Here is a 25,074-nt window from a genome sequence, read left to right on the forward strand (position 1 = left end):
GGCGGGAATCCAGAGCCACGAGCAAAGGCGTAGCCGATAGGGCCGGCCTCCACGCCGGCCCATGCCCAATTGCACGGGCTGCCTTCCGTTACCCTGGATCCCCGCCTGCGCGGGGATGACGGATTCGGGTTTGTCGGTGCCGGGCTCAGAAATAGCCCGGCTCTTCCCACCAGGGGAAATAATCGGGCATGCCGCTCGATACATGGTCCGGGAACGTCGCCGCACGCTTCTCGAGGAACGCCATCACGCCTTCGCGGGCATCCCCGCTTCGGCCACGGGCCAGTACCCCGCGGCTGTCGATGCGGTGCGCCTCCATCGGATGCGCCATGCCGAGCCCGCGCCACAGCATCTGGCGGGTGAGCGCGACCGAGACCGGGGCGGCGTTGTCGACGATCTCGCGGGCCAGCGCGCGGGCGGCGGCGAGCAGGTCGTCCGGCGCATGCACCGAGCGGACCAACCGCCCGGCCAGCGCTTCCTCCGCCCCCAGCAACCGCCCGCTCATGCACCATTCGAGCGCGCGATCGATCCCCACGATGCGCGGCAGGAACCACATCGACGCGCCTTCGGGGACGATCCCCCGTCGCGCGAACACGAAGCCGAAGCGCGCGGTGTCGCTGGCGAGACGGATGTCCATCGGCAGCAGCATCGTAGCGCCGATGCCGACCGCCGGGCCGTTGACCGCGGCGATCACCGGCTTGAGGCTCTCGAAGATGCGCAGCGTCAGCCGGCCGCCATAGTCGCGGGCATGCGGGCTGGCATAGTCGATCGAGCCGTCGGCGCGGATCGGCGAGTCCGGGCCGCCGGCGGCGTCGAACACCTTGGCGCCCATTTCCAGATCGGCGCCGGCGCAAAAGGCTCTCCCCTCGCCGGTAACGATCACCACGCCGACTTCATCATCCGCATCGGCGCGGTCGAACGCGTCGATCATCTCCTCCATCATCCGGATCGAATAGGCGTTGAGCTTGTCGGGCCGGTTGAGCGTAAGCGTTGCGATGCCCTCGGCGACTTCATAGCGGATCTGCGCATACTCCATCACTTGCGCACCGAGATCGTCTGGGCGTTGGTATATTCGAGCAGCCCTTCGGTGCCGTTCTCCACACCGATCCCCGATTGCTTGTGCCCGCCGAACGGCGCCCAGGGGGTGACGTGCTGCGCCTCGTTGATCCAGACGGTGCCGGTATCGAGCCGCTCGGCGATGGCGAGCGCGGCATCGGTGTCGGCCGACCAGACCGAGCCGGCCAGACCATAATCGCTGTTGTTGGCACGGGCGATCACGTCCTCGACATCGTCGAAGCGGATCAGCGGCAGGACCGGGCCGAAAGCTTCCTCGGCGACGACGCGGCTGTCTTCGGGCGGGTTGTCGACCAGGGTAACGGGAATGAAATAGCCCTTCCCTTCCGGCACTTCGCCGCCAGCGAGGAAAGTCAGGCCCTCAGCCTGCGCATCGGCGATCAGCGCCTTCACCCGCTCATATTGGGCGCGGTTCTGGACCGGGCCGAGATCGGTGCCCTGTTCGAGGCCGTTGCCGGTCTTCACCCGGTTGGCGATCGCGGTCAGCTCGGCGGCGAGCGCGTCATAGGCGCTGTCGTGGATATAGAGCCGCTTGGTCGCGATGCAGACCTGGCCGTTATTGCCGAAGGCCGACCAGAAGAGTGGCTCGGCGACCTTGGCGACATCGACATCGCCGAGCACGATCGCCGCGTCGTTGCCGCCCAGCTCGAGCGTGACGCGCTTGAGATTGGCGGCGGCGCTGGCCATCACCCGCTTGCCGGTGGCGGTGGAGCCGGTGAAGCTGATCTTGTCGATGCCGGGATGCGCGGTCATCCAAGGCCCAAGCTGATCGCCGCCGCTGACCACGTTGAACACGCCGGCCGGCAGATGCGGGCGCATCAGCTCGCCGAGCTTGAGCATGGTCAGCGGGGTGAAGGGCGAAGGCTTGATGACCAGCGTATTGCCGGTGAGCAGCGCGCCGGCGATCTTCCACACGCCGAGCAGCATCGGGAAATTCCACGGCACGATCCCGCCGACCACCCCGATCGGCACGCGGCGGGTCTCGGAGCGACGATCGGGCGTGTCCTCGTTCACCAGCACCGGGATTGCCTGTTTGGCGACGCTGGCGGCCCAGAAGGCAGCGCCCATCAGTTCCTCGGTCGCCTTGCCGACCGGACGGCCCTGTTCCTGGGTGAACAGCCGGGCAAATTGATCGAGATTCGTGGAAATCACTTCGGCGATCTTGGCGACCGCGGCACGACGCTGCTCGATCGGAGTCGCGCGCCAGCCGGGAAAGGCGGCGCGGGCAGCGGCGATGGCGGCGTCGAGCTCGGCCGCGCTGCAATCCGGGGCTTCCGCTACGGTTTCCTCGGTTGCGGGATTGAGCACCGGGATCGTCGCGGCGCCGGGCACGGGCTGGCCGCCGATCGTCATGGTGAAATCGCGGTCGAACGCGGTCATTTCCCTCTCCTCCAGACTCTGTTTGGCGCGAGCATAGAACAGCATATTTCGCCCTGCCACTATTTACTTAGTCAGGTGATTAAGTCCGTTGATCGCATTAGCCGAGGCTGGTACCGCTGATTCGAAAATGGACAGGAGCAGGATGATGGCAGCACCTACCGCCTATATTGTCGAAGCCGTTCGCACGGCGGGAGGGCGGCGCGGCGGCCGGCTTGCCGGATGGCACCCGGCCGACATGGCGGGCGAGGTTCTCAACGCCGTCGCCGATCGCAGCGGGATCGATCCGGCCGTGATCGAGGACGTGATCATGGGCTGCGTCAGCCAGGGCGGCGAGCAGGGCTTCCAGGTCGGGCGCAACGCCGTGCTCGCTTCGCGCCTGCCGGAGAGCGTGCCGGCGGTGACGATCGACCGCCAGTGCGGCAGCTCGCAACAGGCGATCCAGTTCGCCGCGCAGGCCGTGCTCTCGGGCACGCAGGACGTGGTGATCGCGGCGGGCGTGGAGAGCATGACCCGCGTGCCGATGGGATCGACCGGCGCGCTGTTCGCCCAGGCCGGGCTCGGTGGGCCCAAATCGCCACGCCAGGAAGCGCGTTATCCCGGCGTGCAGTTCAGCCAGTTCATGGGCGCCGAGATGATGGCACGGAAGCACGGCTTCACCCGCGAGCTGCTCGACGCCTATGCGCTGGAGAGCCATCGCCGCGCGGCGGCGGCAACCGAGCGCGGCGACTTCAATGCCGAGATCGTGCCGCTCGAAGTCGAGACGCCCGAGGGGGCGGCGCTCCATACCCGCGACGAGGGCATCCGCTATGACGCGACCGCCGAGAGCATCGGCTCGGTCAAGCTGCTCGCCGAAGGCGGGATGATCAGCGCGGCCAATGCCAGCCAGATCTGCGACGGCGCCAGCGCGGTGCTGATCGTGTCCGAAGCGGCGCTCAAGGCGCATGGTCTGACGCCGCTGGCACGCATCCACAACCTCACCGTCACCGGCGGCGATCCCGTCATCATGCTCGAGGAACCGCTGTTCGCGACCGACCGGGCACTCAAGCGCGCCGGCATGTCGATCGACGAGATCGACCTGTACGAAGTCAATGAGGCGTTCGCACCGGTGCCGCTCGCCTGGCTCAAGCATGTCGGCGGCGATCCGGCGAAGCTCAACGTCAATGGCGGCGCGATTGCGCTGGGGCATCCGCTCGGCGCCTCGGGCACCAAGCTGATGGCGACTTTGGTGCACGCGCTCCACAAGCGGGGCTTGCGCTACGGTCTGCAGACGATGTGCGAGGGCGGCGGCCTGGCGAACGTCACGATCGTCGAGCGGCTTTGAGATCATAGGAGGGGATGGATGAAGCTGGATAACACTATTGCCGCGGTGGTGACCGGCGGCGCTTCGGGGCTGGGAGCGGCAACCGCGCGGGCACTGGCCGCCAAGGGCGTGAAGGTCGCGATCTTCGACCTGCAGAAGGAAAAGGGCGAGGCCGTCGCCGCCGAGATCGGCGGGGTGTTCTGCGAAGTGAACGTGACGTCGGACGAGAGCGTCGATGCCGGCTTCGCCAAGGCACGCGCTGCGCATGGGCAGGAGCGCGTGCTGGTCAATTGCGCGGGCACCGGCAACGCGGTGAAGACCGCGAGCCGCGCCAAGGAAGACGGATCGATCCGCCACTTCCCGCTCGAGGCGTTCAACTGGGTGATCCAGATCAACCTGGTCGGCACCTTCCGCTGCATCGCCAAGTCGGCAGCGGGGATGCTGACGCTCGATCCGCAGGAAGACGGCGAGCGCGGCGCGATCGTCAACACCGCCAGCGTCGCCGCCGAGGACGGGCAGATCGGCCAGGCCGCCTATTCGGCGTCGAAGGGCGGCGTGGTCGGCATGACCCTGCCGATCGCGCGCGACCTGATGGGCGAAGGCATCCGGGTGAACACGATCCTGCCGGGCATCTTCGACACGCCTTTGCTCGCCGCCGCGCCGCAGCCGGTGAAGGATGCGCTGGCAGCCTCGGTCCCCTTCCCCAAGCGGCTCGGGCGGCCGGAGGAATATGCGGGGCTGGCGCTCTGCATGATCGAGACGGGCTATTTCAACGGCGAGGATGTGCGGCTGGACGGTGGTATCCGGATGGCGCCGCGCTGAGGCGCCTTCTTACCCCTCCCTGGAAGGGAGGGGCCAGGGGTGGGTCGCGGCCTGGCGATACTGTGACCCAAGGGACAACCGCGCCGCATCGCGTGCATCCACCCACCCCCACCCCTCCCTTCCAGGGAGGGGAGTTGAAAGGTCGCCATGCAGCCGTTGAAAGGCATCCGGATCGTCGAGATGGGCGGGATCGGCCCGGCGCCGTTCTGTGGGATGATGCTCGCCGATCACGGGGCGGAGGTGCTGTACGTCCACCGCCCCGGCCAGCCACCCAACCCGCGCGACCCGCTGCTGCGGGGGCGTACGGCGGTGGAAGTGGACCTCAAGTCGCCCGAGGGAATCGCGCAGGTCCGCGAACTGGCGGCAGGAGCCGACGGGCTGATCGAGGGATTCAGACCGGGGGTGATGGAGCGGCTGGGATTGGGCCCGGCCGAACTGCACGCCGCCAACCCCCGGCTTGTCTATGGCCGGATGACCGGCTGGGGACAGACCGGCCCGCTGGCCCAGGCGGCCGGGCACGACATCAATTACATCGCGCTGGCCGGCGCGCTCCACGCCTTTGGCCGGGCGGGCGAAAAGCCGACCCCGCCGGTGAACGCGGTGGGCGATTTCGGCGGCGGCGGCATGCTGCTTGCCTTTGCGATGAGCGCGGGGCTGCTCCAGGCGCGGATCAGCGGCCAGGGCAGCGTGATCGACTGCGCGATGACCGAGGGCGCGGCGCTGCTGATGAGCATGGTGTGGGGCTTCCGCTCCACCCTGGGCTGGCGCGACGAGCGCGGGGTCAACATCCTCGATACCGGAGCGCATTTCTACGACACCTATGAGACGGCGGACGGCAAGCATGTCGCGATCGGGGCGATCGAGCCGCAATTCTATACCCAACTCCGCGCGGTGACGGGGCTGGATGCCGACCCCGATTTCAATGCGCAGATGAACCCCGCCGCCTGGCCGGCGCTCAAGGACAAGCTGGCGGTGCTGTTCCGGACCAAGACGCGCGACGAATGGTGCGCGCTGATGGAGGGGACCGACATCTGCTTCGCGCCGGTGCTGTCGATGGCAGAGGCGCCGGCACATCCGCACAATGTCGCGCGCGGCGCGTTCATCGAGCGGGAGGGCGTGGTGCAGCCGGCGCCAGCGCCACGCTTTTCAGCGCCTCAGCTCTCGACCAGCTCGACCACCTCGAAATCATAGCCTTCCCAGCCGCGCTGCTTCGCGGCATCGGCCAGCGCGGCTTTCTTGCCCGTCGCTTCCTTGAGCGACTTGGCGTGCCCCCAGAACACTTCGGTCTTGCCGCCGCCGAGATGCGCGACGATGCGCCAGTAATGGGTGAAGGACGCGTTGGTCGGCCCGATCGTCTTCACATAGCCATCGGCCATGGTCGCGGTGAGGATGCGCTTTTTCTTCGCCATGCGGATACCCACATAGCGCAGCGAAACGGAGATTTGCATGACCGACTATCGCAAGACCGATGAAGCCATCGCCGCGCTGACCCCGGAGCAGTTCCGCGTGACCCAGCAGAACGGCACCGAGCGCCCGGGCACCGGCCCGCTGCTCAACAACAAGGAAGCCGGCATCTATGTCGACATCGTCTCGGGCGAACCGCTGTTCGCGTCGTCCGACAAGTATGAATCCGGCTGCGGCTGGCCGAGCTTCACCAGGCCGATCGCCAATGTCACCGAGCTGCGCGACACCAGCCACGGCATGATCCGCACCGAGGTCCGCTCGGCGCATGGCGACAGCCATCTCGGCCATGTGTTCGAGGACGGCCCGCTCGATCGCGGCGGGCTGCGCTATTGCATCAATTCAGCCTCGCTACGCTTCGTCCCCAGGGCGGAGATGGAATCCCTCGGCTACGGCGCCTACCTCGACCAGGTCGAGGACGTCGCCTGAGCCGAGTTGGCACCGAACCCCAATTGCGATTGGGGATCGGCGCCAAGCCGTGGCGTAATTCACCACAGACTGCGCGATCCGCCGGTGCCTCCCCCAGCGCCGGCGGGTCGTTTCGCATGTGGCAAGGCCCTTGCGAACGTCCTGGCGTCGCATTTCAGGGGGATTCGAGTTGACCATCCATTCCGCCATTCCGATCGCACTTGGCGAACGCCGTATCCTGCAACCAGGGCGATTGCGCTGGCTGCGGGCAATCGCCTGGATGCTGGGCATGGCCGTGCTGATCGGGCTCTCGCTGCGCGTCGCGATGGTGCCGGTGCAGCAATTGCTGCCCAAGGGCGACCCGATGCTGGGTCTTGTCGCCAGCGGCGTGGCCTGCCTGTTGGCGCTGGGTATCTACACGCTGCTCGTACGGCTGGGCGAGGATCGCTGGCCGGGCGAGCTGGCGCTGAAGCCGGCGGCGGGGCAGCTCGCGATCGGCCTTGGGCTTGGTTCGGCGATGTTCGTGGCGGTGATGACGATCCTGATCGGCGCCGGCCTCTACAGCTTCGAGTGGCACGGCGTCGCGCCGGCATGGCGCGGGCCGGGCTGGCGCTGCAATCGGCGGTGGTCGAGGAACTGCTGGTGCGCGGCGTGATCCTGCGCCTGTTGTGGCGCACGTTCGGGCCGGTGGTCGCCTTTGCCGCCTCGGCAGCGCTGTTCGGGCTGGGCCATGCGTTCAATCCCGGTGCGACCGTGATGAGTGTGGTGTGCATCGCGCTCGAGGCCGGGATCATGTTGGGCGCGCTGTACGCGCTGACCGGGCGGCTATGGATGTCGATCGGCGTGCATGGCGCGTGGAACTTCACCCAGGGCTATGTCTTCGGCGCAGCCGTGTCGGGCGGGAATTTCGGACCTTCACTGGCGCGCAGCATTGCACATACCGATGCCAACGTCTGGTTGAGCGGCGGCGGGTTTGGGCCCGAGGCTTCGCTGCCGGCACTGCTGGTGTGCACGGCGGTGGGACTGGTGGCGCTGTGGCTGGCGAAGCGGGCCGGGCGGTTTGGGCACAACACTGCCGCCTGACTTCCACCTTCGTCATTCCCGTACTACGTTAAGCGCTACATCGATTGTAGATTGAGGCCGAGACCCGGTGGCAGACACCATTGCCTGGCTAGAAGTCCATGAGAGCCTGTCTGGCTGGGCACAATTTCTTGGAGCAATGCTGGCACTGGTCGTGACTTACATAACTGCCTTCGCGCCTCATTGGCAAAGACGTCGCCAATTGAAGAATGCGGCGGCCCGCCTCCTATTGAATGGCTTCGAGGTTCTTGAAAGCTATCATCGAACGTCGGCGCACTTCTTGCCGACGGCCGTCTCGATACGTGCAGCAGGACTCAGCATGGTAACCGTCGCTAACGAAATTGATCGGTTTCCAATCTTTGAACTCTCGGATCAGGGGCCCAGATCGACGGCCCGTCACCTCGTTGCGGTCGGCGGCCAGCTCAAACTGATAAACTTGGTACTCGAGCCCATTGCAACAGACCTCGACGATCGCGACGGCACCTCAGAGGATCAAGAGATTATTCGCGAGCTCGTTGGCGGCCGGTTAGAACTCGTTGCAGCGATTATTTCAGGCAAGGATCTCAAACGGCCAGAATGGCCGAACTCGGCCTCAAACACACAGTAAGCTCTGCTCTTCGCGTAACGTTTATAGGAAGCTCAGGCAAACTACGGCTTAGCAAACGCCTTTGGCTACAACCCCCGCCCGATTACTTCCTTCATGATCTCGTTGGTCCCGCCGAAGATCCGCGAGACGCGGGCGTCGCGCCAGAGGCGGGCGATCGGGTATTCGTTCATATAACCGGCGCCGCCGTGGAGCTGCAGCGCGGCGTCGATGATCTGCCACTGGGTATCGGTGTGCCACAGCTTGGCGGCCGAGGCTTCCTCGGGGGTCAGCTCGTGGCGGAGATGGCGGGCGAGCGCCCAGTCGATATGGGCCCAGCCGATCTGCAGCTTCGCCGCGAGGTCGGCGAGGGTGAAGCGGGTGTTCTGGAAATCGAACACCGTCTTCCCGAACGCCTTGCGCTCCTTCACGAAACCGAGCGCCTCGTCGAAGGCGCGCTGGGCGCTGGCCTGGGCGCCGATCGCGATGGTCAGCCGCTCCTGCGGCAGATTGCGCATCAGATAGGCGAAGCCGCGGCCTTCCTGGCCGAGCATGTTGGTCGCCGGCACGCGGACATCCTCGAAGAACAGCTCGCTGGTGTCGGCGCCGTGCAGGCCGATCTTGTCGAGGTTGCGCCCGCGCGCGAAGCCCGCGCGATCGGCCTCGACCAGGAACAGGCTGGTGCCTTTGGCGCCAAGCTCCACGTTCGTCTTGGCAACGACGATCACGACATCGGCGGTCTGGCCGTTGGAGATATAGGTCTTGGTGCCGTTGATGACATAGTGATTGCCGTCGAGCCGCGCGGTGGTGCGGATCGCCTGCAGGTCCGATCCCGCGCCCGGCTCGGTCATCGCGATCGCCGCGACCTTCTCGCCCGAAACCATGCCGGGCAGCCATTCGCGCTTCTGCTCTTCCGAGCCATAGGCGATGAAATAATCGGCCAGCACGTCAGACTGGAGGGTGATGCCCGAGGGAACGCGCGCATAGGCATGCTCCTCCGTGACGATCGCGTTATAGGCGAAGTCGAGGCCCGGGCCGCCATATTCCTCGGGCACGGTCGGGCAGAGCAGGCCGGCGCTGCCCGCCTTGGTCCAGAAATCGCGATCGACGATGCCGGCCTCTTCCCAGCGATCGAGATGCGGGACACCCTCGGCAGCGAGGAAGCGGCGGACGCTTTCGCGAAACAGCGCCTGGCTTTCGTCCTGGCCGGTGCGGCGAGCGGTATCGAGCATCAGTTCACTCCCCTTTCGCGGCCGGCCCAGTATGGATCGCGCAGCGCCCGGCGCATGACCTTGCCCGAGGGCGTGCGCGGCAGGGCGGCGACGAAATCGACCGACTTGGGCACCTTGAACCCGCCGATCCGCTCACGGGCGTAGGCGAGGATAGAGGCATCATCGGGCTCGGCGCCGGGCTTGAGCACGACCACTGCCTTCACTTCCTCGCCCCATTTGTCGTGCGGGACGCCGATCACCGCGACTTCCTGGACGGCCGGGTGGCCGAAGATCGCGCTCTCCACTTCGGCGGGATAGATGTTCTCGGCGCCCGAGCAGATCATGTCCTTGAAGCGGTCGCAGATGTAGAGATAGCCGTCTTCGTCGAGATAGCCGGCGTCGCCGGTGCGCAACCAGCCCTGGCCATCGACCGTGTCCGCAGTGGTCTCGGGCAGGTTCCAATAGCCGACCATGTTGGCGACCGAGCGGGTCTCGACTTCGCCGACCTCGCGGACGGGGAGCGCGGTGCGCTCGGTCGGGTGGACGACCCGGATCTCGACGCCGGGCATCGGCAGGCCGGCGCCGCGCATCCGCTCGTTGCCGGCGGGATCATGGTCCTCGGGCGGCAGATAGACGATCGTCCCGCAGGTTTCGGTCATGCCATATTGCTGGGCGAAGCCGCAGCCGAACACTTCGGTCGCCTCGCGCAGCAGGTCGAGCGCGATCGGCGAGGCGCCGTAGAGGATGTAGCGCAGCCGGCTGAAATCGGCCTCGCGTACACCGGGCAGCATCAGCAGCATCTGGAGCGCGGTGGGCACGACGAACATCTTGGTGACGCCGCCCTGCGCGATCGCCTCCAGCACCGCGGCGGGGACAAACTCGCGGTGGACGATCGAGGTCGCGCCGTTGAAATAGCCGACGATCGCCCAGCCGACCCCGCCGATATGGCCGAGCGGAAGGGCGACGAGGTTGACGTCGCCTTCGAGCCACTCGTTCCACGGCATCGCCTGCGCCATGGAGTCGGTGCGGCCGCGCAGCAGGTTGCGGTGGCTGAGCATCACGCCCTTGGGCTCGCCGGTGGTCCCCGAAGTATAGAGCTGGAGCGCGACGTCATCGGCATCGACATCGTCGGGGATGGGTTGCTCGGGTGCGGCATCGCGCCAGGCGGCGAAGCTGCGGAAACCCTCGGCCCCGTCCTCCATCGCGATCGTCTCGCGGATCGTGTCATTGGCGGCGCATTCAGCGGCGCGACCGATCTGGTCGGGGCCGGCGAAGAGCAGGCTGACCTGGGCATTGGCGAGGATCGTGCAGATTTCGGCGGTGGCGAGCCGCCACTGGATCGGCACCACCACCACGCCGGCGCGGGCGGCGCCGAACAGCAGCTCGAAGAACTCGTCGCTGCCCTTGCCGAGATAGGCGATGCGATCCCCTACCCGGCAGCCGGCGGCGCGCAACGCGCGGGCAACCTGGTCACTGCGACGATCGAGCGTGGACCAGTCGGTATCGCGCCCTTCGAAGCGGGTGGCGATGGCATGCGGGCGATGTTTCGCATGATAGGCGGGGATGTCACCCAGCCGGGGCATCGCCTCGAAATCGATCCAGCCCGACTTGGCTTCCGCAACCAGTGTATCGCCCATATGCCGCTCCTCTCCGAGCCGGTTCGAACCGCGGGGGGTTTTTGCCCTCGAGCATTGTTTAATCGCTTGATTAAGCGATTCGCAAGTCAGGCGTCGGTTTCGGGCTTCACCAGCACGCTGCGCATCAGCAGATCGGTGACGTGCACGGCATAGGCCTTGCGCAGATCGTCATCGATATCCTCCACCCCAAAGGCGTAGCGGAGCGAGTGGCGGCCGATGAAGAGATGGTCGCACATGCCGATAAGCGAGAAATAGAACAGCATCGGATCGATCTTGCGGAAGATGCCCTCGGCCTCGCCCTGCTCGAGGATCGCCTTCTGCGCGGCGGCGAGCGGCCGGCTGAACCGCTCGGAGATGAAGCGTGCGGTCTCGCTGTCGGTCTCTACCGCAAGCGCGGCGACCAGGCGGTTCATATAGGGATAGCGATAATAGACCTTGATGATGCCGTGGACGTGGTGGCGCAGCTTCTGGCCGGCATCCATGTCGGCCTTCACCAGCCGCTCGAGATCGTCGAACGTGCCGCCGGCATCGCGCTCGAGCAGCGCCATGAACATGCCGAGCTTGCTGCCGAAATGATAACGGATCAGCGCGGCATTGAGCCCCGATTTCTCCGCGATATCGGCGAAGGTGATATCGACCGTGTTGCGCTCGATCATCAACGCGCTGGTCGCGTTGAGCAGTTGATCCGCCGAACTTGCCTCCAGTCGCACGACCGGAGCCTTTGCCTTGCTTGCCATTTCCGTACCTTAACCGGCGCGACACCGCCGCGCCAACCTCCCGTTATTGTCAGTTGGGCCGCGCGAAGCCCAGGGCGACCGCGCGTTGCACCGTGCGCAATCGACCATTCTCGCCCAGCCGGCTGCTGGCGCGGCGCATGTGAAAGCGGATCGTCGGCACCGACAGGCCAAGGATCGTCCCGATCTCGCCGTCCGTCTTGCCCGCCGCGGCGAGCTTGAGGCACTGGACCTCGCGCCGGGTGAGCTTGTGCTGGACGATATCGGTCGAGGCGTCGGGCCCGGCATTGCAGGTGGCGATGAAGCGCAGCGCCAGCGGATGGAGCACCGAAGCCTCGCGCTCGAACAGCGCGTCGATGTCGAGACCGGGCGTGGTCGTCGCCCAGACCACCGCGCCGATCACGCCGGCGGGGAGGTGGACGGGCGCGACGATCGCGCTTTCCACCCGGTAGCTGCGCTGCATCGCCTCGCGCTCGATCTGCGGTTCGATCCGCAGCGGCCGCCAGCTGCGGATCCGGCCCTGGTCGTAATAGAAGGGCTCGGCGAGATGGCGCGCGACCGAGACGATCGCGTTGCGCAGCGCGAAATCGCCCTGGGCCCAATAGGCACCCGCATCATGGGTGAATTCGAACAGCGCGCTGACCGGCGTGCCGTCGGCCAGCTGCACCGGCCGGGCGCTGCTGATGTCGGCGCAGGCGGCGATCAGCGGCAGGCCCATGCGGCGGCCATGCTCGACGATCCGGCCGGCCAGTTCCCAGGGCATATTCTGCGCGTCAGAGGCCATGTTCTTCCCTATCACATACGATAGCTGCACAGCGCTTTCCCTAAAGCTAATTATTCAAACAAACAACAGCCGGAAATCGACCCCGAAAATCGAGGCGGATCGGCGATATGGAGGGGAAGAGGATATGGCGATCAAGGCAGGCTTGCTGATGGGATCCGCGCTCGGGCTGCTGCTCGCCGCACCCGCGCTGGCGCAGGAAGCTCCGGCACCCAAGGCGGAGGGCCCGCAAACCAGCAATGACGAGATCGTCGTCACCGCCCAGCGCCGCTCGGAATCGATCAACAAGGTGCCGCTGGCGGTGCAGGCGCTCTCCGCCGACACGCTGAAGGACCTGCAGATCACCGATGTCGAGTCGCTCGCCAGCTCGGTGCCCGGCCTCCAGGTTTCGCCGGCCTATTCGGGCGTGCCGATCTTCACGCTGCGCGGCATCGGCTTCAACACCACCAACATCACCGCCACCTCGACCGTGGGCATCTATCAGGACGAGCTGGCCTATCCCTATCCGTCGATGGCCGGCGGGCCGATCTACGACCTGGAGCGCGTCGAAGTGCTCAAGGGGCCGCAGGGCACGCTCTATGGCCGCAACACCACTGCCGGCCTGATCGACTTCATCACCGCCAAGCCGGGCAAGGATTTCGCCGCGGGCGGCACGATCGAGGCAGGCAACTACAAGACCTACAATGTCGAGGCCTATCTGAACCTGCCGCTCGGCGACAATGCCGCGCTGCGCGTATCGGGCCGCGACGAGAACAGCGACGAGGGCTGGCAGATCGACCAGAGCCGCGGCGAGAAGCTGGGCAAGGTCAAGCGCTGGGGCGCCCGCGCCTCGCTGAGCTTCCAGCCGTCGAGCAAGTTCGAAGGGCTCATCACCGTCTCGGGCTGGCGCGACCGTTCGGATACCCAGGCCGGCCAGGCGATCAGCCTGAACCTGACCAACCGGCTCTCCGCCGCCTCCCCCGCCGTGGGGCCGGGCGACTTCAACTCGGCGGCTTTGCTCGCCTATCTGCAGAACAACCAGCCGACCCGGGCGAGCGATGCCGGCTGGCAGCCCGCCGGTGCACGCGCGGCGACGGTGGGCCTCGCCACCGGCATGGGACCGCCCCGCGCCAAGTCCGACTTCGTCTCGGCCCAGATGCGGCTGACCTGGTCGCCCAACGACCAGCTCTCGGTGATCTCGCTGACCGGATACAACGACTTCACCCGCAAGGACGTGGTCGATTTCAGCGGCGCGCCGTGGGAAATCGTCTCGACGCAATATGATGCGCGGATCAAGTCGTTTTCGCAGGAGCTGCGCTTCGAGGGCAATGGCCCGGGCTTCCGCTGGACGGTGGGCGGCTATTACGCGCATGACGACCTGCGCGAGAACAGCCGCTTCCTGATCGGCGAGAACAGCTCGGTCGTTTACCTGCGTCTGGCCGCGCAGGGCATCCTAGCCAATCCGGTGACCAATGCGATCTTCAATCCCGGCGGCTATACGCCTGCACAGGTGGCGGTCGGCTTCCGCGAAGGCGCGGGCCGGGCGAGCGGCTATAACGAGACATATAGCGGCTTCGCGACGGCCGAATTCGACCTGGGCAGCGGTTTCAAGATCAATGCCGGCGCGCGGCTTGGCATCGACCATGGCGAGCTGGACGGCTGCTCGGTCGATTACAATGGCAATTACCTGCCGATCGTGAACACCGCCGGTCGTGCCGTGATCTTCCAGAGCTATGGCCTGCTCGCGCCGATGGTGCAGAAGGACGGCTGCACCACCTATGATCCCGCGACCAACACCGACAAGCTGGTCCATTCGGTGCTCGACGAGAGCAATTTCTCGGGCCGCTTCTCGCTCAACTACCAGGCGGCGCCGGGCACCCTGCTCTACGCTTCGGTGGCGCGCGGCGTGAAATCGGGTGTGGTGCCGATCGTGCCGGCCAATCGCGCGGTGCAGTTCACTCCCGCCCGTCAGGAAAAGCTGACCGCCTATGAAGCCGGCATCAAGACCGCGGTGGGCGGGCGGCTGGCGCAGGTGAATGTCAGCGGCTTCTATTACGACTATACCGACAAGCAGTTCAGCTCGTACGTGGCCGACCCGACCTTCGGCGCGCTGCAGCGGCTGGTGAATATCCCGAGCTCGCATGCCTGGGGCATCGACGGCGAGATCACGCTGCGGCCCTCGCCGGCCTTCACCTTCGCGTGGAACGCGACATACCTGAAGACCAAGATCACCGACTATACCGGCGCCAACGCGGCAGGCATCCCGACCAACTACGACGGATCGGAATTCTCGTTCGCGCCGGAATTCTCGACCAGCGGCACCGCGACGCTCAACCTGCCGATCTCGTCGAGCCTGAACTTCCAGGCGACCGCCAACGCCACCTATCAGAGCGAGACCCACAGCGACTTCGGCGAGGACCCGCTGTTCCGGATCAAGGGCTATGCACTGGTCAATGGCAGCATCGGCATCGCCAGCGCCGACGGGAAATGGGGCCTTACGATCTGGGCCCGCAACCTGACCAACGAATATTACTGGACCTCGGTAGTGGACAACCAGAACCTCAACGTCCGCTATGCCGGCCGTCCGCGCACGTTCGGCGCCTCGCTGACCGCCGGTTTCTGATCCCGATGCGTGAGCAGGCCATCCCGCTTCCCCCCGGCCCCGCGCCCACCGCGGCGCCGGGGGGCAAGCGGATCCTGCCACGCATCGACTATTCCAATCCGCCAGGCGCGCCGGCGCTCTATCCGCCGGACTCGGTCGCCTGGGCAGTGTTCAAGAACCCCGTCGCTTTGTTCGTCGGCGGGATCGCGGCGGTGTTGCTCGAACTGGGCGAACCGCGGGTGCGTTCGGGCGTGTGGGAACATTCGATCTTCCCGACCGATCCGCTGACCCGGCTGCAGCGCACCGGCTATGTCACCCATGTCAGTGTCTATGCCCCCGCCAATGTCGCCACCAAGGTGATCACCGGGGTGACACGCATGCACGAACGCGTGCGTGGACAGACGCCGCGCGGTGAGACCTATCACGCCAATGATCCCGAGCTGCTCAACTGGGTGCAATGCACGGTAGGCTTCGGCTTCATGGAAGCCTATTCGGCCTATTGCCGGACGCTGACCCGCGAGGAGAAGGATCGGTCGTATGTCGAGGCCAAGCCCTCGGCCGACCTGTTCCTCGCGCATGGCGCGCCGCTGTCGGTTGCCGAGCAGCAGGCACAATTCGAAGCGATGCGGCGACGGCTGGAGCCGCACGCCATCATCGGCGATTTCCTAGACATCATGCTCGCTACCCGGGGCGTGCCGCTGCCGCTCCGTCCCTTCCAGGGAATGATGGTGCGCGCGGCGATCGCGTTGCTGCCGGACTGGGCACGCAAGACGCTGGAACTGGACGGCGAGGAATGGCGGCTGCGCGGCTGGGAACGCCGCACCGTCCGCACGCTCGGCGCGCTGTTCGAGCGGGTGCCGATCCCCGGCACCCCGCCGGTCGAGGCCTGCAAGCGGCTCGGCCTGCCCGCCAACTATCTCTATCGTCGCCGGAAAGCCTGATGCCCGAACGCTTCGAAGCCGATTACGTGATCGTGGGTGCCGGTTCGGCCGGCTGTGTGCTCGCCGACCGGTTGAGCGCCGATGGCCGGAACCGCGTGCTGCTGCTCGAGGCGGGTGGCGACGACCGGCCTTTGCGGGAACGCGGACAGTTCCTGTCGAACCTGATGATCCACGTCCCCGTGGGCTATGCGCAGACGCTGAAGGATCCCAAGGTCAACTGGCTCTACCGCACCGAGCCCGATGAAGGCACCGAGGGTCGCCGCCACATCTGGCCGCGCGGCAAGGTGCTGGGCGGCTCCTCCTCGATCAACGGGCTGCTGTATGTCCGTGGCCAGCGCGCCGATTATGACGGCTGGCGGCAGATGGGCTGCGAAGGCTGGAGCTGGGACGACATCGCCCCCTATTTCCGCCGCTCCGAGGACCAGCAGCATGGCGCCTGCGAAACGCATGGCGCCGGCGGACCGCTGAGCGTCACCGACCCCGCCGGATCGCATCCGGTGTCCGAAGCGGTGGTGCAGGCGTGCGAGGCACTTGGCTTGCCCCAGCGCGACATCAACGGGCCGGAGCAGGAAGGCGTCGCCTGGTACCAACTGACCGTGCGCAACGGGCGGCGCTGCTCGGCGGCCGTGGCCTATCTCCATCCAGCGATGCAGCGGCCGAACCTGCGTGTCGTCACCCATGCCCAGGCGACGCGCGTGGTGATCGAGACCGGCCGGGCCACCGGCGTCGAGTTCGTGCGCGGCGGCAAGCGGCTGGTCGCGCAGGCTGTGTGCGAAGTGATCCTGGCGGGCGGCGTGATCAACTCGCCGCAGCTGCTCCAGCTCTCGGGCATCGGGCCGGGCGAATTGCTGCGCGAACAGGGTATCGCGGTGGTGCGTGACCTGCCCGGTGTGGGCGAGAACCTCCAGGACCATCTGCTGATCTCGGCAAACTACCGGCTCAAGCCTGGCACCGTCTCGGTCAACGAACTCAGCCGGGGGCTGCGGCTTCTCGGCGAAGTCGCGCGCTATGCGGTGGCACGCAAGGGGCTGCTTACCCTTTCAGCCGCGCATATCGCCGCCTTTTGCCGCTCACGGCCCGATCTCGCCTCGCCGGACATCCAGTTCCACATCCTGCCCGCGACGGTGGACGGCGATGCGCTCGCCCGGCTGCAGAAGATGCAGCTGGAGAAGCTGCCGGGAATCAGCATCGCCGCCTGCCAGCTCCGCCCGGAGTCGCGCGGGACCGTGCGCATCCGCTCGGCCGACCCGCTGGCGCCGCCGCGGATCACACCCAATTACCTCAGCGATCCGCTCGACCAGGAAGTGATTGTCGCCGGCCTGCGCTGGGGGCGGCGGATCGCGGCGCAGAAGCCGCTGGCGGACTTCATCGACCACGAGCTTCAGCCGGGTGCCGAACTGCAGAGCGATGCCGATCTGCTGGCGCATGCGCGACGGGCGGGGACGACGCTCTACCACCCGGTCGGCACCTGCATGATGGGGCATGGCCCGCGCGCGGTGGTCGATCCCGAGTTGCGGGTGCACGGGATAAGTGGGCTGCGCGTGGTCGATGCCAGCATCATGCCCCGGATCGTCTCGGGGAATACCAATGCACCGACGATCGCAATCGCGGAGAAGGCCAGCGACATGATCCTGGCGACGGCTAAGGCGCGGGTGGCGGCTTAAAGCCTCGAGGCCCGCTCTCCACCAGCCGTCATCCCGGCGAAAGTCGGGATGACGATTATTGTGGCCCCAGCTCCGCCCGGATCGCTTCCCCATCGGCATCGATCCTCGGCGGCACCGCACCGTCCGGCACCGCCCGCACGCCGAAGCGGATCGGGAGCGGCATCTCGACATAGTCCCCCTCCTCCGGGTGCGTTCGCGCGCGGAAGAAGCCGGTCGCCGCCAAATGCGGGTCTTCGCGGATCGCATCGAGATCGCGGACCGGCATGCAGGGCACGCCGCCGGCATTGAGGATTCTCACCCATTCCGCGCTGGTCCTCGCCGGGGTGAAGCGGGCGATCTCGCCATAGAGCGCGCTGATATTGCGCAACCGGTCCATCGGCGTGGCAAAGCGGGGATCGTCGAACACTTCCGTCGCACCGAGCAACTCGAACAATTTCGCGATCGTCGCCGGCGTATAGGGCACGATGCTGACATAGCCGTCCGCGGTAGGGAAAGGCTGGCGGTTGGGATCGATCTGGCGCGGATAGCCGGCGGGCTCGAGCGGCGGATCGAAGGCGGCGCCGAACAGATGCTCCTGCAGCATGAAATGCGCGAAGCTTTCGAACAGCGGCACCTCGACGAATTGCCCCTCCCCGCTGCGCAGCCGATGGACCAGCGCACCGAGCACCGCCTGGGCGCCGTAGAGCCCGGCAACCTTGTCGGCGACCAGCGACGGCAGGTACCGCGGGGCCGGATTGCCGTCCGCACGGGGCAGCAGGGTGGCCGTACCGGTCGCGGCCTGGATTACGTCGTCATAGGCCTGCAAGCCGGCATAGGGGCCGCCCGAACCGAAGCCCTGGCAATGGACATAGACAATGTCCCCGCGCAGGCTGCGCACCGCTTCATAGCCGAAGCCGAGCCGCTCCATCGCCTCGCCGCGGACGTTGTGGATGAACACATCGGCGGCGGCGAGCAGGCGGCGCATGGTTTCAGCGTCCTCGGACACCTTCAGGTCGAGCGCGATCGCCCGCTTGCCGCGGTTGAGCGTGCAATGCACCGGACCCATCTGCCGCGCAGCAGCACGGGATCGGCCGAACTGCCGGGTCTGGTCGCCGCCCGGCGCCTCGACCTTGATGACCTCCGCGCCCATGTCGGCGAGCATCTGGGTGGCATAGGGGCCGAACACGATCGTCGTCATGTCGACGACGCGGATACCCTCCAGCATCATGCCGCCCGCTCCTGCACCTGCGCCGCCTTGGCGCGGACAAAGGCCGGGCGGGCACGCAATCGCTCCCAATAGGCGGCGACACGCAGCAGACCGCCGTCGCCGATGCGGAGGAACTCGGCGAGCATCAGCGCATAGCCGACCGAGATGTCCGCGGCGGTGAAGCTACCGCCCGCGACATGATCGGCTTCGGCCAGCATCGCTTCGAGGCCACGCAGGCGAGCGAGATACCATTGCCGGTAGTCGTCCGCGACCTGCGGCACCCGCCGCGCCTCGTCCTCCAGCATCGCGTAGCGCAGCACCAGGGTCTGCGGGAAAGTGAGCGTGGCCTCGCCGAACGAAAGCGCGTCGAGATAGGCCGCATAGCCGGGCTCGCTGGGAGCTATAGCGAAACGGCCGTCGCCCCGCGTAGTCGCAAGATAGTGGCAGATCGCGGCGGACTCGGTCATCCGTGCCTCGCCTTCCAGGAAGAGCGGGATGGTGCCGAGCGGGTTGAGCTCGAGATAGCCGGGCGCCCGGTCCCGCGGCGGGAAGGGCAGCAGTTCCAGCCGATATTCGGCTTCCAGTTCCTCGAGCATCCAGAGCACGCGGAACGAGCGGGCGTCGCGGCAATGATACAGGGTTGGGGTCATTATTGCGGGCTCCACTGGCCTTGGTCGTTGATCGTGCCGATCAGGCCGACCGGGAAGCGTGCTTCGCCGGTTATCAGCGCGAGCGTCTCGCTATCCTCGGCCGGCACCGTGGCTAGGGTGCGAGCGCCTTCGAGCGTGCGCAGCACGACCACGCCGCGATCGACCGATCCGTCGCGCTGGTACAGGATCGTCGCGCTTTCGAGCGTCGCCGGGCCGGGTTCGGGCTCAACCAGTTCAGGCACCGGCCCGTGGCGGGCATCCGCTGCGGCCTGCACCGAATAGCCGGGAGCGATCGGCGCGCCGGGCTCGCGCGACAGGACAAGCGCATGATGCTTGGTGACGAACTCGCCCTGGCCGTAGAGCAGCCCGGTGCCGCCACCGCGCAGCACGCGCACCATCGCGCAGGCGGCGTGCAGCATATAGTTGCTGAGCGGACCACCGAAGAAGGTCAGGCCGCCGGTGACGCTCGGTTCGACATCGGGGCCGAGGCCCAGGCTGCGGCGCGCCATCTTGGGGACGCAGGGGAAGCAGCTGTACAGCTCGAGCGCGTCGAAGCCGCCGGGCGCCAGTGCCGATGCTGCCGCGAGCACTGCGTCCTGCGCGGGGCTGGCGGCGAACCCATCCCGGGCGAGGAAGTCGCGCGGCTCGCTGGCCGCCGCGCCGCCGAGGATGTGGGTCATGCGCTCGTCGGGGATGCCGGCCGCGCGGGCGACCTCAAGGCTGGTGACGATCACCGCCGCACCCTGGTTCACCGCCGGGTTGGCAACCATCAGCTTGGTATAGGGCCAGGCAATCAGCCGGTTGGCCTCGGAAGGTGTGACGATCTCGTGCGCGGTCGCGGCCTTGCGCATCCAGGCGCGGGGGTTCTCGGCGGCGACCTTGGCGTATCGCGCCCAGAGCGTGCCCGACTCCGCCCGCGCTTCTTCCGGCGACTGGCCCCAGGCGGCGGCGCTGGCCATCTCGAACAACGGATAGACCTGGGTAGGGGTCGACAGGCCGTGGCGCAGCGCGAGCGGGTGGACGATGTCGGCCCCGCGCAGCGGCGAGGGTGCGTCCCTGGCGAAGGGCGTCCAGGGTGGCGTCTCGCCTTCGCGCTTCGCCCGCGCCGCACTGTGCTGCGCCTCCGCGCCGACGACCAGCGCGACCCTGCTCTCGCCCCGGGCGATCCGCAGCGCCGCTTCGTGAAGCAGGCGGACCGGGGATTCGCCACCGACCTCGTGAAAGGCCTGTATACGCGGCGCGATGTCGAGCTCGGCGCAGAGCGACGCGGCGACATCCGCATAGCGCCAGCTGACGATGCTCACCACGTCAAGTGCGTCGACCCGGCCGAGCAGCCCGCCACCGGCATCCGCGTCGGCAGAACGCGCGGCCTCGGCCATCAGCGCCAGCGGCTCCCTGGCCGACGAAATCGCGAAGGGGCGGTCGATCGACTCCCCGATGCCCACCATGACGGGCGTGTCCGGCGCCATTTTCCTCTCCCTGGTCGCCCGTCCGGTATCGCCGCCTGCCCCGGCATGCGGAACTATCACTAGCGATAGCAGCGCATTTCCGCGGTTCGGCTATGCTGCGCCTCGGAGAGCGGAAACCGCTCCCGATGGAGAGGAGAGAGGGCCGAATGCATCCCTGCGTCCACGCCGAAACCGCGCCGGAGAAGCCCGCGCTGATCCTGGCCGAGACGGGCCAGGCCCTGACGTACGGCGAGCTCGAAGCCCGCTCGAACCAAGCGGCCCAGCTGTTCCGCGCGCTCGGCTTTCAACCGGGGGACGCGGTCGCGGTGCTGCTGGAGAACCATCTCCGCTTCCTCGAGATCGCCTGGGGCGCGCAACGGGCCGGGCTGTATTTCGTGGCTGTATCCTCGCGGCTGACGGCGAGCGAAGCCGCGTTCATTGTGCAGGACAGCGGCGCGCGGGCGCTGATCTCTTCCCGGGCACTGGCATCGGTTGCGAGTGCGGTAGCGGCGGAAGTGGCGCTGGACGACGTCGCGCTGTTCATGCTCGACGGCGCCGTGCCGCCCTTCCGCGCCTGGGAAGCCGAGGCCGGCGCAATGCCGGCCACGCGCATCGCCGACGAGCGCGCCGGCACCGACATGCTCTATTCCTCGGGCACCACCGGGCGACCCAAGGGCATCCGCCCGCAGCTGCCCGAGACCGACATCACCATGCCCAACGCCATGGTCGGCATCGCCCGGCATGCGGCGGTGGACGGCGATACCGTCTATCTCTCCCCGGCTCCGCTCTATCATGCCGCGCCCTTGCGCTGGTGCATGGCGGTGCATCGGCTGGGGGGTACCGTGGTCGTCATGCAGAAGTTCGATCCCGAGCAGGCGCTCGCGCTGATCGAGCGGCACAAGATTACGCACGCGCAGTGGGTGCCGACGCACTTCATCCGCATGCTCAAGCTGCCCGAAGACGCGCGCAGCCGGCATGACCTGACTTCGCTCCGGATGGCGATCCACGCAGCCGCGCCCTGCCCGGTGCCGGTGAAGCAGGCGATGATCGACTGGTGGGGGCCGGTGCTGCTCGAATATTATGCCGGGACCGAAGGCAATGGGCTGACGATGATCGGCGCAAAGGACTGGCTGGCCCATCCAGGATCGGTCGGCCGTGCGGTGCTGGGGACGATCCGGATCTGCGACGAGGACGGCGAGCCGCTGCCGACTGGCGAAACCGGGCTGGTCCATTTCGAAGGCGGGCCCGGGTTCCATTATCACAACGATCCCGAGAAGACTGAAGCCGCCGCGAACCAGCATGGCTGGACCACGCTGGGGGATGTCGGCCATGTCGATGCGGAAGGGTTTCTCTACCTTACCGACCGCAAGAGCTTCATGATCATTTCCGGCGGAGTGAACATCTATCCGCAGGAGATCGAGAACCTGCTGGTGCTCCATCCCAAGGTGGCCGATGTGGCGGTAATCGGCGCTCCCCACCCCGATATGGGCGAACAGGTTATCGCGGTGGTCGAGCCAGGGGAGGGATTCGAACCCTCCTCCGCGCTTGCCGAGGAACTGGCCGAATGGCTCGCCCCGCAGCTCTCCCGCGTGAAGCAGCCGCGGCGGATCGATTTCGTCGACCAACTGCCGCGCCACCCCACGGGCAAGCTCTACAAAAGGCTGCTGCGCGACCGCTACTGGGCGCAAGTCGAGGCCTGACCGATTCAAGGAGCGGCCGGCCTGGAAACCGGCCGCCCAAGCCAGCCAGACGAAACCCTACATTGCAAGGCGCTCACAGCGTCTTGAGATACTCCAGCAGCGCCAGCCGCTCGGCATCGGTGAGCGACTGGGTGAAGGTATGGCCGCCATTGCCGTCGCCATAGAGATTGCTGTTGAAGCTCATCCGCGAGCGGATCTGCTCATCGGTGATCGGCGGCGGCGTCTGATAGGCCAGGTTGAGATAGCCCGCCGCCGAATTGGCGAAGGCCGAATAGAAGCGATCCGGCGTCGCCTGGCCGTTGCACGGCTGATAGGGCGGGACCGAAGGCGAGCTGCTGCAATTCAGCGTCTCGTACTTCCAGCCGAGCTTGGCGAAGTCGTAGGACGCATAGCTATAATCATAGCCCTGGTTCTTGCCGCCGATGCCCGCCGGCGAATAGGGCCGCTTCCACACCGCCGGACGATCCGAAGGCTTCAATATGCCCCAGATATCGGGGACGCTGCCATTGTGCAGGAACGGCCCGCCCGCCCAGGCGCCATAGAGCGGCGGCGAGACATAGCCCTTGGGCTCGACCCATTCGTTCGGCCCGAGCGGCGAATAGATCGGCCCGCCATTGTCGTAGACCGCGCGATAGACCCGGCGGATCGAGCTGGCGATCAGCGACTCCACCGGATAGCCGTACCAGCTCGGGCTGAGCGAGTTGTATGCCCACCAGCTGCTGTTCCAGGCGCGGCGCTGGCGCGGATCGGCGAACAGGTTGAACCGGCGCGGATCGGTCTGGATCGTCTCGATCGGCGTGACATTGCCCGGCAGGCCCTTGAGCCGCGGATCGGGCAGATAGGCGGTGTCGTTGGCATAGCGCGGCGAATAGACGCCGTGGCAGCTCGCGCAGGAGCCGTTACCCGGCTGGCGCGGAATCTCGACATTGGCGCCGTTCGCCCAGAGATCGCGCTGGTGGAAGATCACCGCACCCTGCTCGGCCAGCGGCCGATCGATCGTGCCGGGATATTTGGGCGCCGAGAGCGAGAGCAGGAAGTTGTTGATGTCCTCGAAATCGCTCTCCAGCGCGCGCCGGGCAGTGGCATCGCGGGTGAGCGTGGCGACGCCGAACGCCATTTCCGAATGGACGTTGTCCGAGGTGAGCGAGCCGTCCCAGAATTGCCGCGTCTTGAAGGCGCGGTTGAACCAGGCCGGCGCCTTGGTCATGCCGCCGGCGGGCGTGTCGGGCGTATATTCGAGCAGGCTGGGGGCGAGCTGCAGCGTGTCCATGTCGAACAGGGCGGGCAGCAGGGTGATCAGGCCGATCGCGTCGCTGGAGCCGCGGCCGTCGCTCCACGGGATCGGCAGCGCCAGACCGAGCCAGGTGACCGGACTGGTGCGGAACAGGTCCGAGGCGAGCAGGCCGGCGTCATTGGCGCTGTTGGCCAGGCCCCAGGTGAAGCCGGACTCGCTCGCATTGCCCAGCCGCGAGTCATGGCAGGCCGAGCAGGACGCGGTGATCGTGCCGGTCCATTTGCCGTCATCGCCCTTGCCCTGGATCAGGCCAAGCGGAAGCTGGCCCGAGCCGCCATTGGTGGTGTTCGGATTCTCGCCCGGCAGCGGATAGGGATTTCGGAAAGGCGCGGGATAGAAGCCGTAGCGCTTCTCGACCTGCTCGTTGAAATCGGCGGGCTTGGAGGAGAGCCCCCAGACCGCCCAGAGCTTGTCGTAATCCTGGGCGCGCGAGAAGGGCAGGAAATATCGCCGCGTCTCGAGGTTCTGCTTGCCGCGCGCGACGCTGGCGCGCCACGCGCCACAGGTGCTGGGCCGCGCCGGCAGCCGGTTGACCCAGGGCGCGCCGGGGTTGTGCAGGTTGGTGAAGAAGGAATTGAAGCGGACGGCGCCGTTCGGGTTCGCATTGACGCTGGGCACGATGAGCGTGCGCGGATCGACCGGCAGCGGCGTCGCGTCCGACTTGCCGGCACACCCGGCCGCCAGCGGCGAGCGGATCGCGGCTTCGTCGAGCAGCGGCTGGGTCTGTGCCAGCGCGGCGGGGGCAAGCGTGAGGGGTATCGCAGCGCTTGCGAGCAGGGCAGTCCAGTTGGCCATCGCACCTCTCCCATTGTCGCCGGTCACCCCTGCGGACGAGCCACATGTGCCGGCATTTGATCGGAAAATGCTGCGGGGGTGGGCAGGCGGCAAGCTGGCGAACGTGGCAGGTTTGGGGGGACACCCGCTCCTCCGACCGTCATCCCGCCCTGATCGTCAAACCCCCCCTGGGGGGGGTGTGGGGGGGGTGGGGGTGGGTGGGCGTAAAAACCACCGGGGGGGGGGGGGTTGGGTTACCCCGGGGGCCGCCCGGGGGGGGGGGGTTGTTTTGTCCCTGTCGCTCACGCCCTTCGTATTTTTCCTGCGCATGGCGCGCGCCGGCAGCGCCGAGGCGGGGCTGACCGCCT

22 protein-coding genes are annotated in these 25,074 nt (G+C 67.0%); 11 read left to right on the forward strand and 11 right to left on the reverse strand.

Features of this window, described 5'->3' with window-relative positions; genetic code table 11:
• Positions 1 to 145: 145 nt before the first annotated feature.
• Both AAHM44_RS16300 and AAHM44_RS16305 read right to left on the reverse strand, forming a co-directional pair.
• Entirely contained in the window at positions 146 to 1,033 is an 888-nt protein-coding gene (locus AAHM44_RS16300; protein ID WP_342250643.1) for a crotonase/enoyl-CoA hydratase family protein, read from the reverse strand.
• Positions 1,033 to 2,451 (reverse strand): aldehyde dehydrogenase family protein, encoded by a 1,419-nt coding sequence (locus tag AAHM44_RS16305; RefSeq protein WP_342250644.1) that lies wholly within the window; start codon positions 2,449 to 2,451, stop codon positions 1,033 to 1,035. The genes AAHM44_RS16300 and AAHM44_RS16305 overlap by 1 nt, the downstream gene beginning before the upstream one ends.
• A 145-nt stretch (positions 2,452 to 2,596) precedes the next feature.
• Here AAHM44_RS16305 and AAHM44_RS16310 point away from each other — a divergent pair, with 145 nt between their 5' ends.
• From AAHM44_RS16310 to AAHM44_RS16320, 3 genes are all read left to right on the forward strand, one after another.
• Complete coding sequence (locus AAHM44_RS16310) at positions 2,597 to 3,772, forward strand: acetyl-CoA C-acetyltransferase (protein WP_342250645.1); 1,176 nt, start codon at positions 2,597 to 2,599, stop codon at positions 3,770 to 3,772.
• An 18-nt stretch (positions 3,773 to 3,790) separates the two neighbouring features.
• Positions 3,791 to 4,573 (forward strand): SDR family NAD(P)-dependent oxidoreductase, encoded by a 783-nt coding sequence (locus AAHM44_RS16315; RefSeq protein ID WP_269574222.1) that lies wholly within the window; start codon positions 3,791 to 3,793, stop codon positions 4,571 to 4,573.
• Between the two features lie 147 nt (positions 4,574 to 4,720).
• Positions 4,721 to 5,764 carry a CaiB/BaiF CoA transferase family protein gene (locus AAHM44_RS16320; protein ID WP_342250646.1) on the forward strand — a complete coding sequence of 348 codons (1,044 nt, stop codon included), beginning with the start codon at positions 4,721 to 4,723 and terminating at the stop codon, positions 5,762 to 5,764.
• On the opposite strand, the gene AAHM44_RS16325 is transcribed toward AAHM44_RS16320, so the two are convergent.
• On the reverse strand, positions 5,728 to 5,982 hold the full coding sequence (locus tag AAHM44_RS16325) for a hypothetical protein (protein WP_342250660.1): 255 nt from the start codon (positions 5,980 to 5,982) through the stop codon (positions 5,728 to 5,730). The genes AAHM44_RS16320 and AAHM44_RS16325 overlap by 37 nt on opposite strands.
• A 37-nt stretch (positions 5,983 to 6,019) precedes the next feature.
• Between AAHM44_RS16325 and msrB the strand changes: the two genes are divergently transcribed.
• From msrB to AAHM44_RS16345, 4 genes are all read left to right on the forward strand, one after another.
• On the forward strand, positions 6,020 to 6,463 hold the full coding sequence (msrB, locus tag AAHM44_RS16330) for a peptide-methionine (R)-S-oxide reductase MsrB (RefSeq protein ID WP_269574219.1): 444 nt from the start codon (positions 6,020 to 6,022) through the stop codon (positions 6,461 to 6,463).
• A gap of 169 nt (positions 6,464 to 6,632) precedes the next feature.
• Positions 6,633 to 7,097, forward strand: coding sequence for a hypothetical protein (locus AAHM44_RS16335; protein ID WP_342250647.1), 465 nt, complete (start codon positions 6,633 to 6,635; stop codon positions 7,095 to 7,097).
• A complete protein-coding gene (locus tag AAHM44_RS16340) occupies positions 7,013 to 7,525 on the forward strand; it encodes a CPBP family intramembrane glutamic endopeptidase (protein WP_342250648.1) in 513 nt (170 codons plus the stop codon). The genes AAHM44_RS16335 and AAHM44_RS16340 overlap by 85 nt, the downstream gene beginning before the upstream one ends.
• Positions 7,526 to 7,592: 67 nt before the next feature.
• The gene (locus AAHM44_RS16345) at positions 7,593 to 8,129 is read left to right on the forward strand and encodes a hypothetical protein (RefSeq protein ID WP_342250649.1); all 537 of its coding nucleotides are present in this window, start codon (positions 7,593 to 7,595) and stop codon (positions 8,127 to 8,129) included.
• Between the two features lie 65 nt (positions 8,130 to 8,194).
• Here the strand turns inward: AAHM44_RS16345 and AAHM44_RS16350 are convergent, their stop codons facing one another.
• From AAHM44_RS16350 to AAHM44_RS16365, 4 genes are all read right to left on the reverse strand, one after another.
• Positions 8,195 to 9,337 (reverse strand): acyl-CoA dehydrogenase family protein, encoded by a 1,143-nt coding sequence (locus tag AAHM44_RS16350; protein ID WP_342250650.1) that lies wholly within the window; start codon positions 9,335 to 9,337, stop codon positions 8,195 to 8,197.
• Positions 9,337 to 10,953 (reverse strand): fatty acid--CoA ligase, encoded by a 1,617-nt coding sequence (locus AAHM44_RS16355; protein ID WP_342250651.1) that lies wholly within the window; start codon positions 10,951 to 10,953, stop codon positions 9,337 to 9,339. Before AAHM44_RS16355 ends, AAHM44_RS16350 begins: the two co-directional genes overlap by 1 nt.
• A gap of 86 nt (positions 10,954 to 11,039) precedes the next feature.
• Positions 11,040 to 11,690 (reverse strand): TetR family transcriptional regulator, encoded by a 651-nt coding sequence (locus AAHM44_RS16360; protein ID WP_184170525.1) that lies wholly within the window; start codon positions 11,688 to 11,690, stop codon positions 11,040 to 11,042.
• A 49-nt stretch (positions 11,691 to 11,739) separates the two neighbouring features.
• On the reverse strand, positions 11,740 to 12,471 hold the full coding sequence (locus AAHM44_RS16365) for a helix-turn-helix transcriptional regulator (protein ID WP_269574214.1): 732 nt from the start codon (positions 12,469 to 12,471) through the stop codon (positions 11,740 to 11,742).
• A 124-nt stretch (positions 12,472 to 12,595) separates the two neighbouring features.
• On the opposite strand from AAHM44_RS16365, the gene AAHM44_RS16370 reads away from it, so the two are divergent.
• From AAHM44_RS16370 to AAHM44_RS16380, 3 genes are read left to right on the forward strand one after another with little or no spacing between them, the layout of a single operon-like run.
• The gene (locus tag AAHM44_RS16370; RefSeq protein ID WP_342250652.1) at positions 12,596 to 15,070 is read left to right on the forward strand and encodes a TonB-dependent receptor; all 2,475 of its coding nucleotides are present in this window, start codon (positions 12,596 to 12,598) and stop codon (positions 15,068 to 15,070) included.
• A gap of 5 nt (positions 15,071 to 15,075) precedes the next feature.
• On the forward strand, positions 15,076 to 15,990 hold the full coding sequence (locus AAHM44_RS16375) for an oxygenase MpaB family protein (RefSeq protein WP_342250653.1): 915 nt from the start codon (positions 15,076 to 15,078) through the stop codon (positions 15,988 to 15,990).
• Complete coding sequence (locus AAHM44_RS16380; protein WP_342250654.1) at positions 15,990 to 17,654, forward strand: GMC family oxidoreductase; 1,665 nt, start codon at positions 15,990 to 15,992, stop codon at positions 17,652 to 17,654. The genes AAHM44_RS16375 and AAHM44_RS16380 overlap by 1 nt, the downstream gene beginning before the upstream one ends.
• 55 nt (positions 17,655 to 17,709) lie before the next feature.
• Here AAHM44_RS16380 and AAHM44_RS16385 read toward each other — a convergent pair whose 3' ends face one another.
• Genes AAHM44_RS16385 through AAHM44_RS16395 form a run of 3 tightly spaced genes read right to left on the reverse strand, consistent with a single transcriptional unit; the run spans position 17,710 to position 20,959 of the window.
• Positions 17,710 to 18,861, reverse strand: a complete 1,152-nt coding sequence (locus tag AAHM44_RS16385; protein WP_342250655.1) for a CaiB/BaiF CoA transferase family protein — start codon at positions 18,859 to 18,861, stop codon at positions 17,710 to 17,712.
• Positions 18,858 to 19,490: a glutathione S-transferase family protein gene (locus AAHM44_RS16390; RefSeq protein WP_342250656.1), complete on the reverse strand. Its 633-nt coding sequence runs from the start codon at positions 19,488 to 19,490 to the stop codon at positions 18,858 to 18,860. The genes AAHM44_RS16385 and AAHM44_RS16390 overlap by 4 nt, the downstream gene beginning before the upstream one ends.
• Positions 19,490 to 20,959, reverse strand: a complete 1,470-nt coding sequence (locus tag AAHM44_RS16395; protein ID WP_342250657.1) for an acetyl-CoA acetyltransferase — start codon at positions 20,957 to 20,959, stop codon at positions 19,490 to 19,492. Before AAHM44_RS16395 ends, AAHM44_RS16390 begins: the two co-directional genes overlap by 1 nt.
• Positions 20,960 to 21,105: 146 nt before the next feature.
• Here AAHM44_RS16395 and AAHM44_RS16400 point away from each other — a divergent pair, with 146 nt between their 5' ends.
• Positions 21,106 to 22,638, forward strand: coding sequence for an acyl-CoA synthetase (locus AAHM44_RS16400; RefSeq protein ID WP_342250658.1), 1,533 nt, complete (start codon positions 21,106 to 21,108; stop codon positions 22,636 to 22,638).
• A 73-nt stretch (positions 22,639 to 22,711) separates the two neighbouring features.
• On the opposite strand, the gene roxA is transcribed toward AAHM44_RS16400, so the two are convergent.
• Entirely contained in the window at positions 22,712 to 24,727 is a 2,016-nt protein-coding gene (gene roxA / locus AAHM44_RS16405) for a rubber dioxygenase RoxA (RefSeq protein WP_342250659.1), read from the reverse strand.
• Between the last annotated feature and the right edge of the window lie 347 nt (positions 24,728 to 25,074).

It is taken from the genome of Sphingomonas sp. OTU376, assembly GCF_038440415.1.
Classification (GTDB): Bacteria; Pseudomonadota; Alphaproteobacteria; order Sphingomonadales; family Sphingomonadaceae; genus Sphingomonas; species Sphingomonas kyeonggiensis_A.

Excerpts from the sequence above, each read along its gene's own strand:
- AAHM44_RS16375 (WP_342250653.1), top strand. The coding sequence starts at position 15,076 with ATGCGTGAGCAGGCCATCCCGCTTCCCCCCGGCCCCGCGCCCACCGCG.
- AAHM44_RS16365 (WP_269574214.1), bottom strand. The coding sequence starts at position 12,471 with ATGGCCTCTGACGCGCAGAATATGCCCTGGGAACTGGCCGGCCGGATC.
- AAHM44_RS16325 (WP_342250660.1), bottom strand. The coding sequence starts at position 5,982 with ATGGCGAAGAAAAAGCGCATCCTCACCGCGACCATGGCCGATGGCTAT.
- roxA (WP_342250659.1), bottom strand. The coding sequence starts at position 24,727 with ATGGCCAACTGGACTGCCCTGCTCGCAAGCGCTGCGATACCCCTCACG.
- AAHM44_RS16300 (WP_342250643.1), bottom strand. The coding sequence starts at position 1,033 with ATGGAGTATGCGCAGATCCGCTATGAAGTCGCCGAGGGCATCGCAACG.
- AAHM44_RS16350 (WP_342250650.1), bottom strand. The coding sequence starts at position 9,337 with ATGCTCGATACCGCTCGCCGCACCGGCCAGGACGAAAGCCAGGCGCTG.
- AAHM44_RS16380 (WP_342250654.1), top strand. The coding sequence starts at position 15,990 with ATGCCCGAACGCTTCGAAGCCGATTACGTGATCGTGGGTGCCGGTTCG.
- AAHM44_RS16360 (WP_184170525.1), bottom strand. The coding sequence starts at position 11,690 with ATGGCAAGCAAGGCAAAGGCTCCGGTCGTGCGACTGGAGGCAAGTTCG.
- AAHM44_RS16390 (WP_342250656.1), bottom strand. The coding sequence starts at position 19,490 with ATGACCCCAACCCTGTATCATTGCCGCGACGCCCGCTCGTTCCGCGTG.
- msrB (WP_269574219.1), top strand. The coding sequence starts at position 6,020 with ATGACCGACTATCGCAAGACCGATGAAGCCATCGCCGCGCTGACCCCG.
- AAHM44_RS16370 (WP_342250652.1), top strand. The coding sequence starts at position 12,596 with ATGGCGATCAAGGCAGGCTTGCTGATGGGATCCGCGCTCGGGCTGCTG.
- AAHM44_RS16400 (WP_342250658.1), top strand. The coding sequence starts at position 21,106 with ATGCATCCCTGCGTCCACGCCGAAACCGCGCCGGAGAAGCCCGCGCTG.
- AAHM44_RS16395 (WP_342250657.1), bottom strand. The coding sequence starts at position 20,959 with ATGGCGCCGGACACGCCCGTCATGGTGGGCATCGGGGAGTCGATCGAC.
- AAHM44_RS16315 (WP_269574222.1), top strand. The coding sequence starts at position 3,791 with ATGAAGCTGGATAACACTATTGCCGCGGTGGTGACCGGCGGCGCTTCG.
- AAHM44_RS16385 (WP_342250655.1), bottom strand. The coding sequence starts at position 18,861 with ATGATGCTGGAGGGTATCCGCGTCGTCGACATGACGACGATCGTGTTC.
- AAHM44_RS16355 (WP_342250651.1), bottom strand. The coding sequence starts at position 10,953 with ATGGGCGATACACTGGTTGCGGAAGCCAAGTCGGGCTGGATCGATTTC.
- AAHM44_RS16320 (WP_342250646.1), top strand. The coding sequence starts at position 4,721 with ATGCAGCCGTTGAAAGGCATCCGGATCGTCGAGATGGGCGGGATCGGC.
- AAHM44_RS16305 (WP_342250644.1), bottom strand. The coding sequence starts at position 2,451 with ATGACCGCGTTCGACCGCGATTTCACCATGACGATCGGCGGCCAGCCC.
- AAHM44_RS16310 (WP_342250645.1), top strand. The coding sequence starts at position 2,597 with ATGGCAGCACCTACCGCCTATATTGTCGAAGCCGTTCGCACGGCGGGA.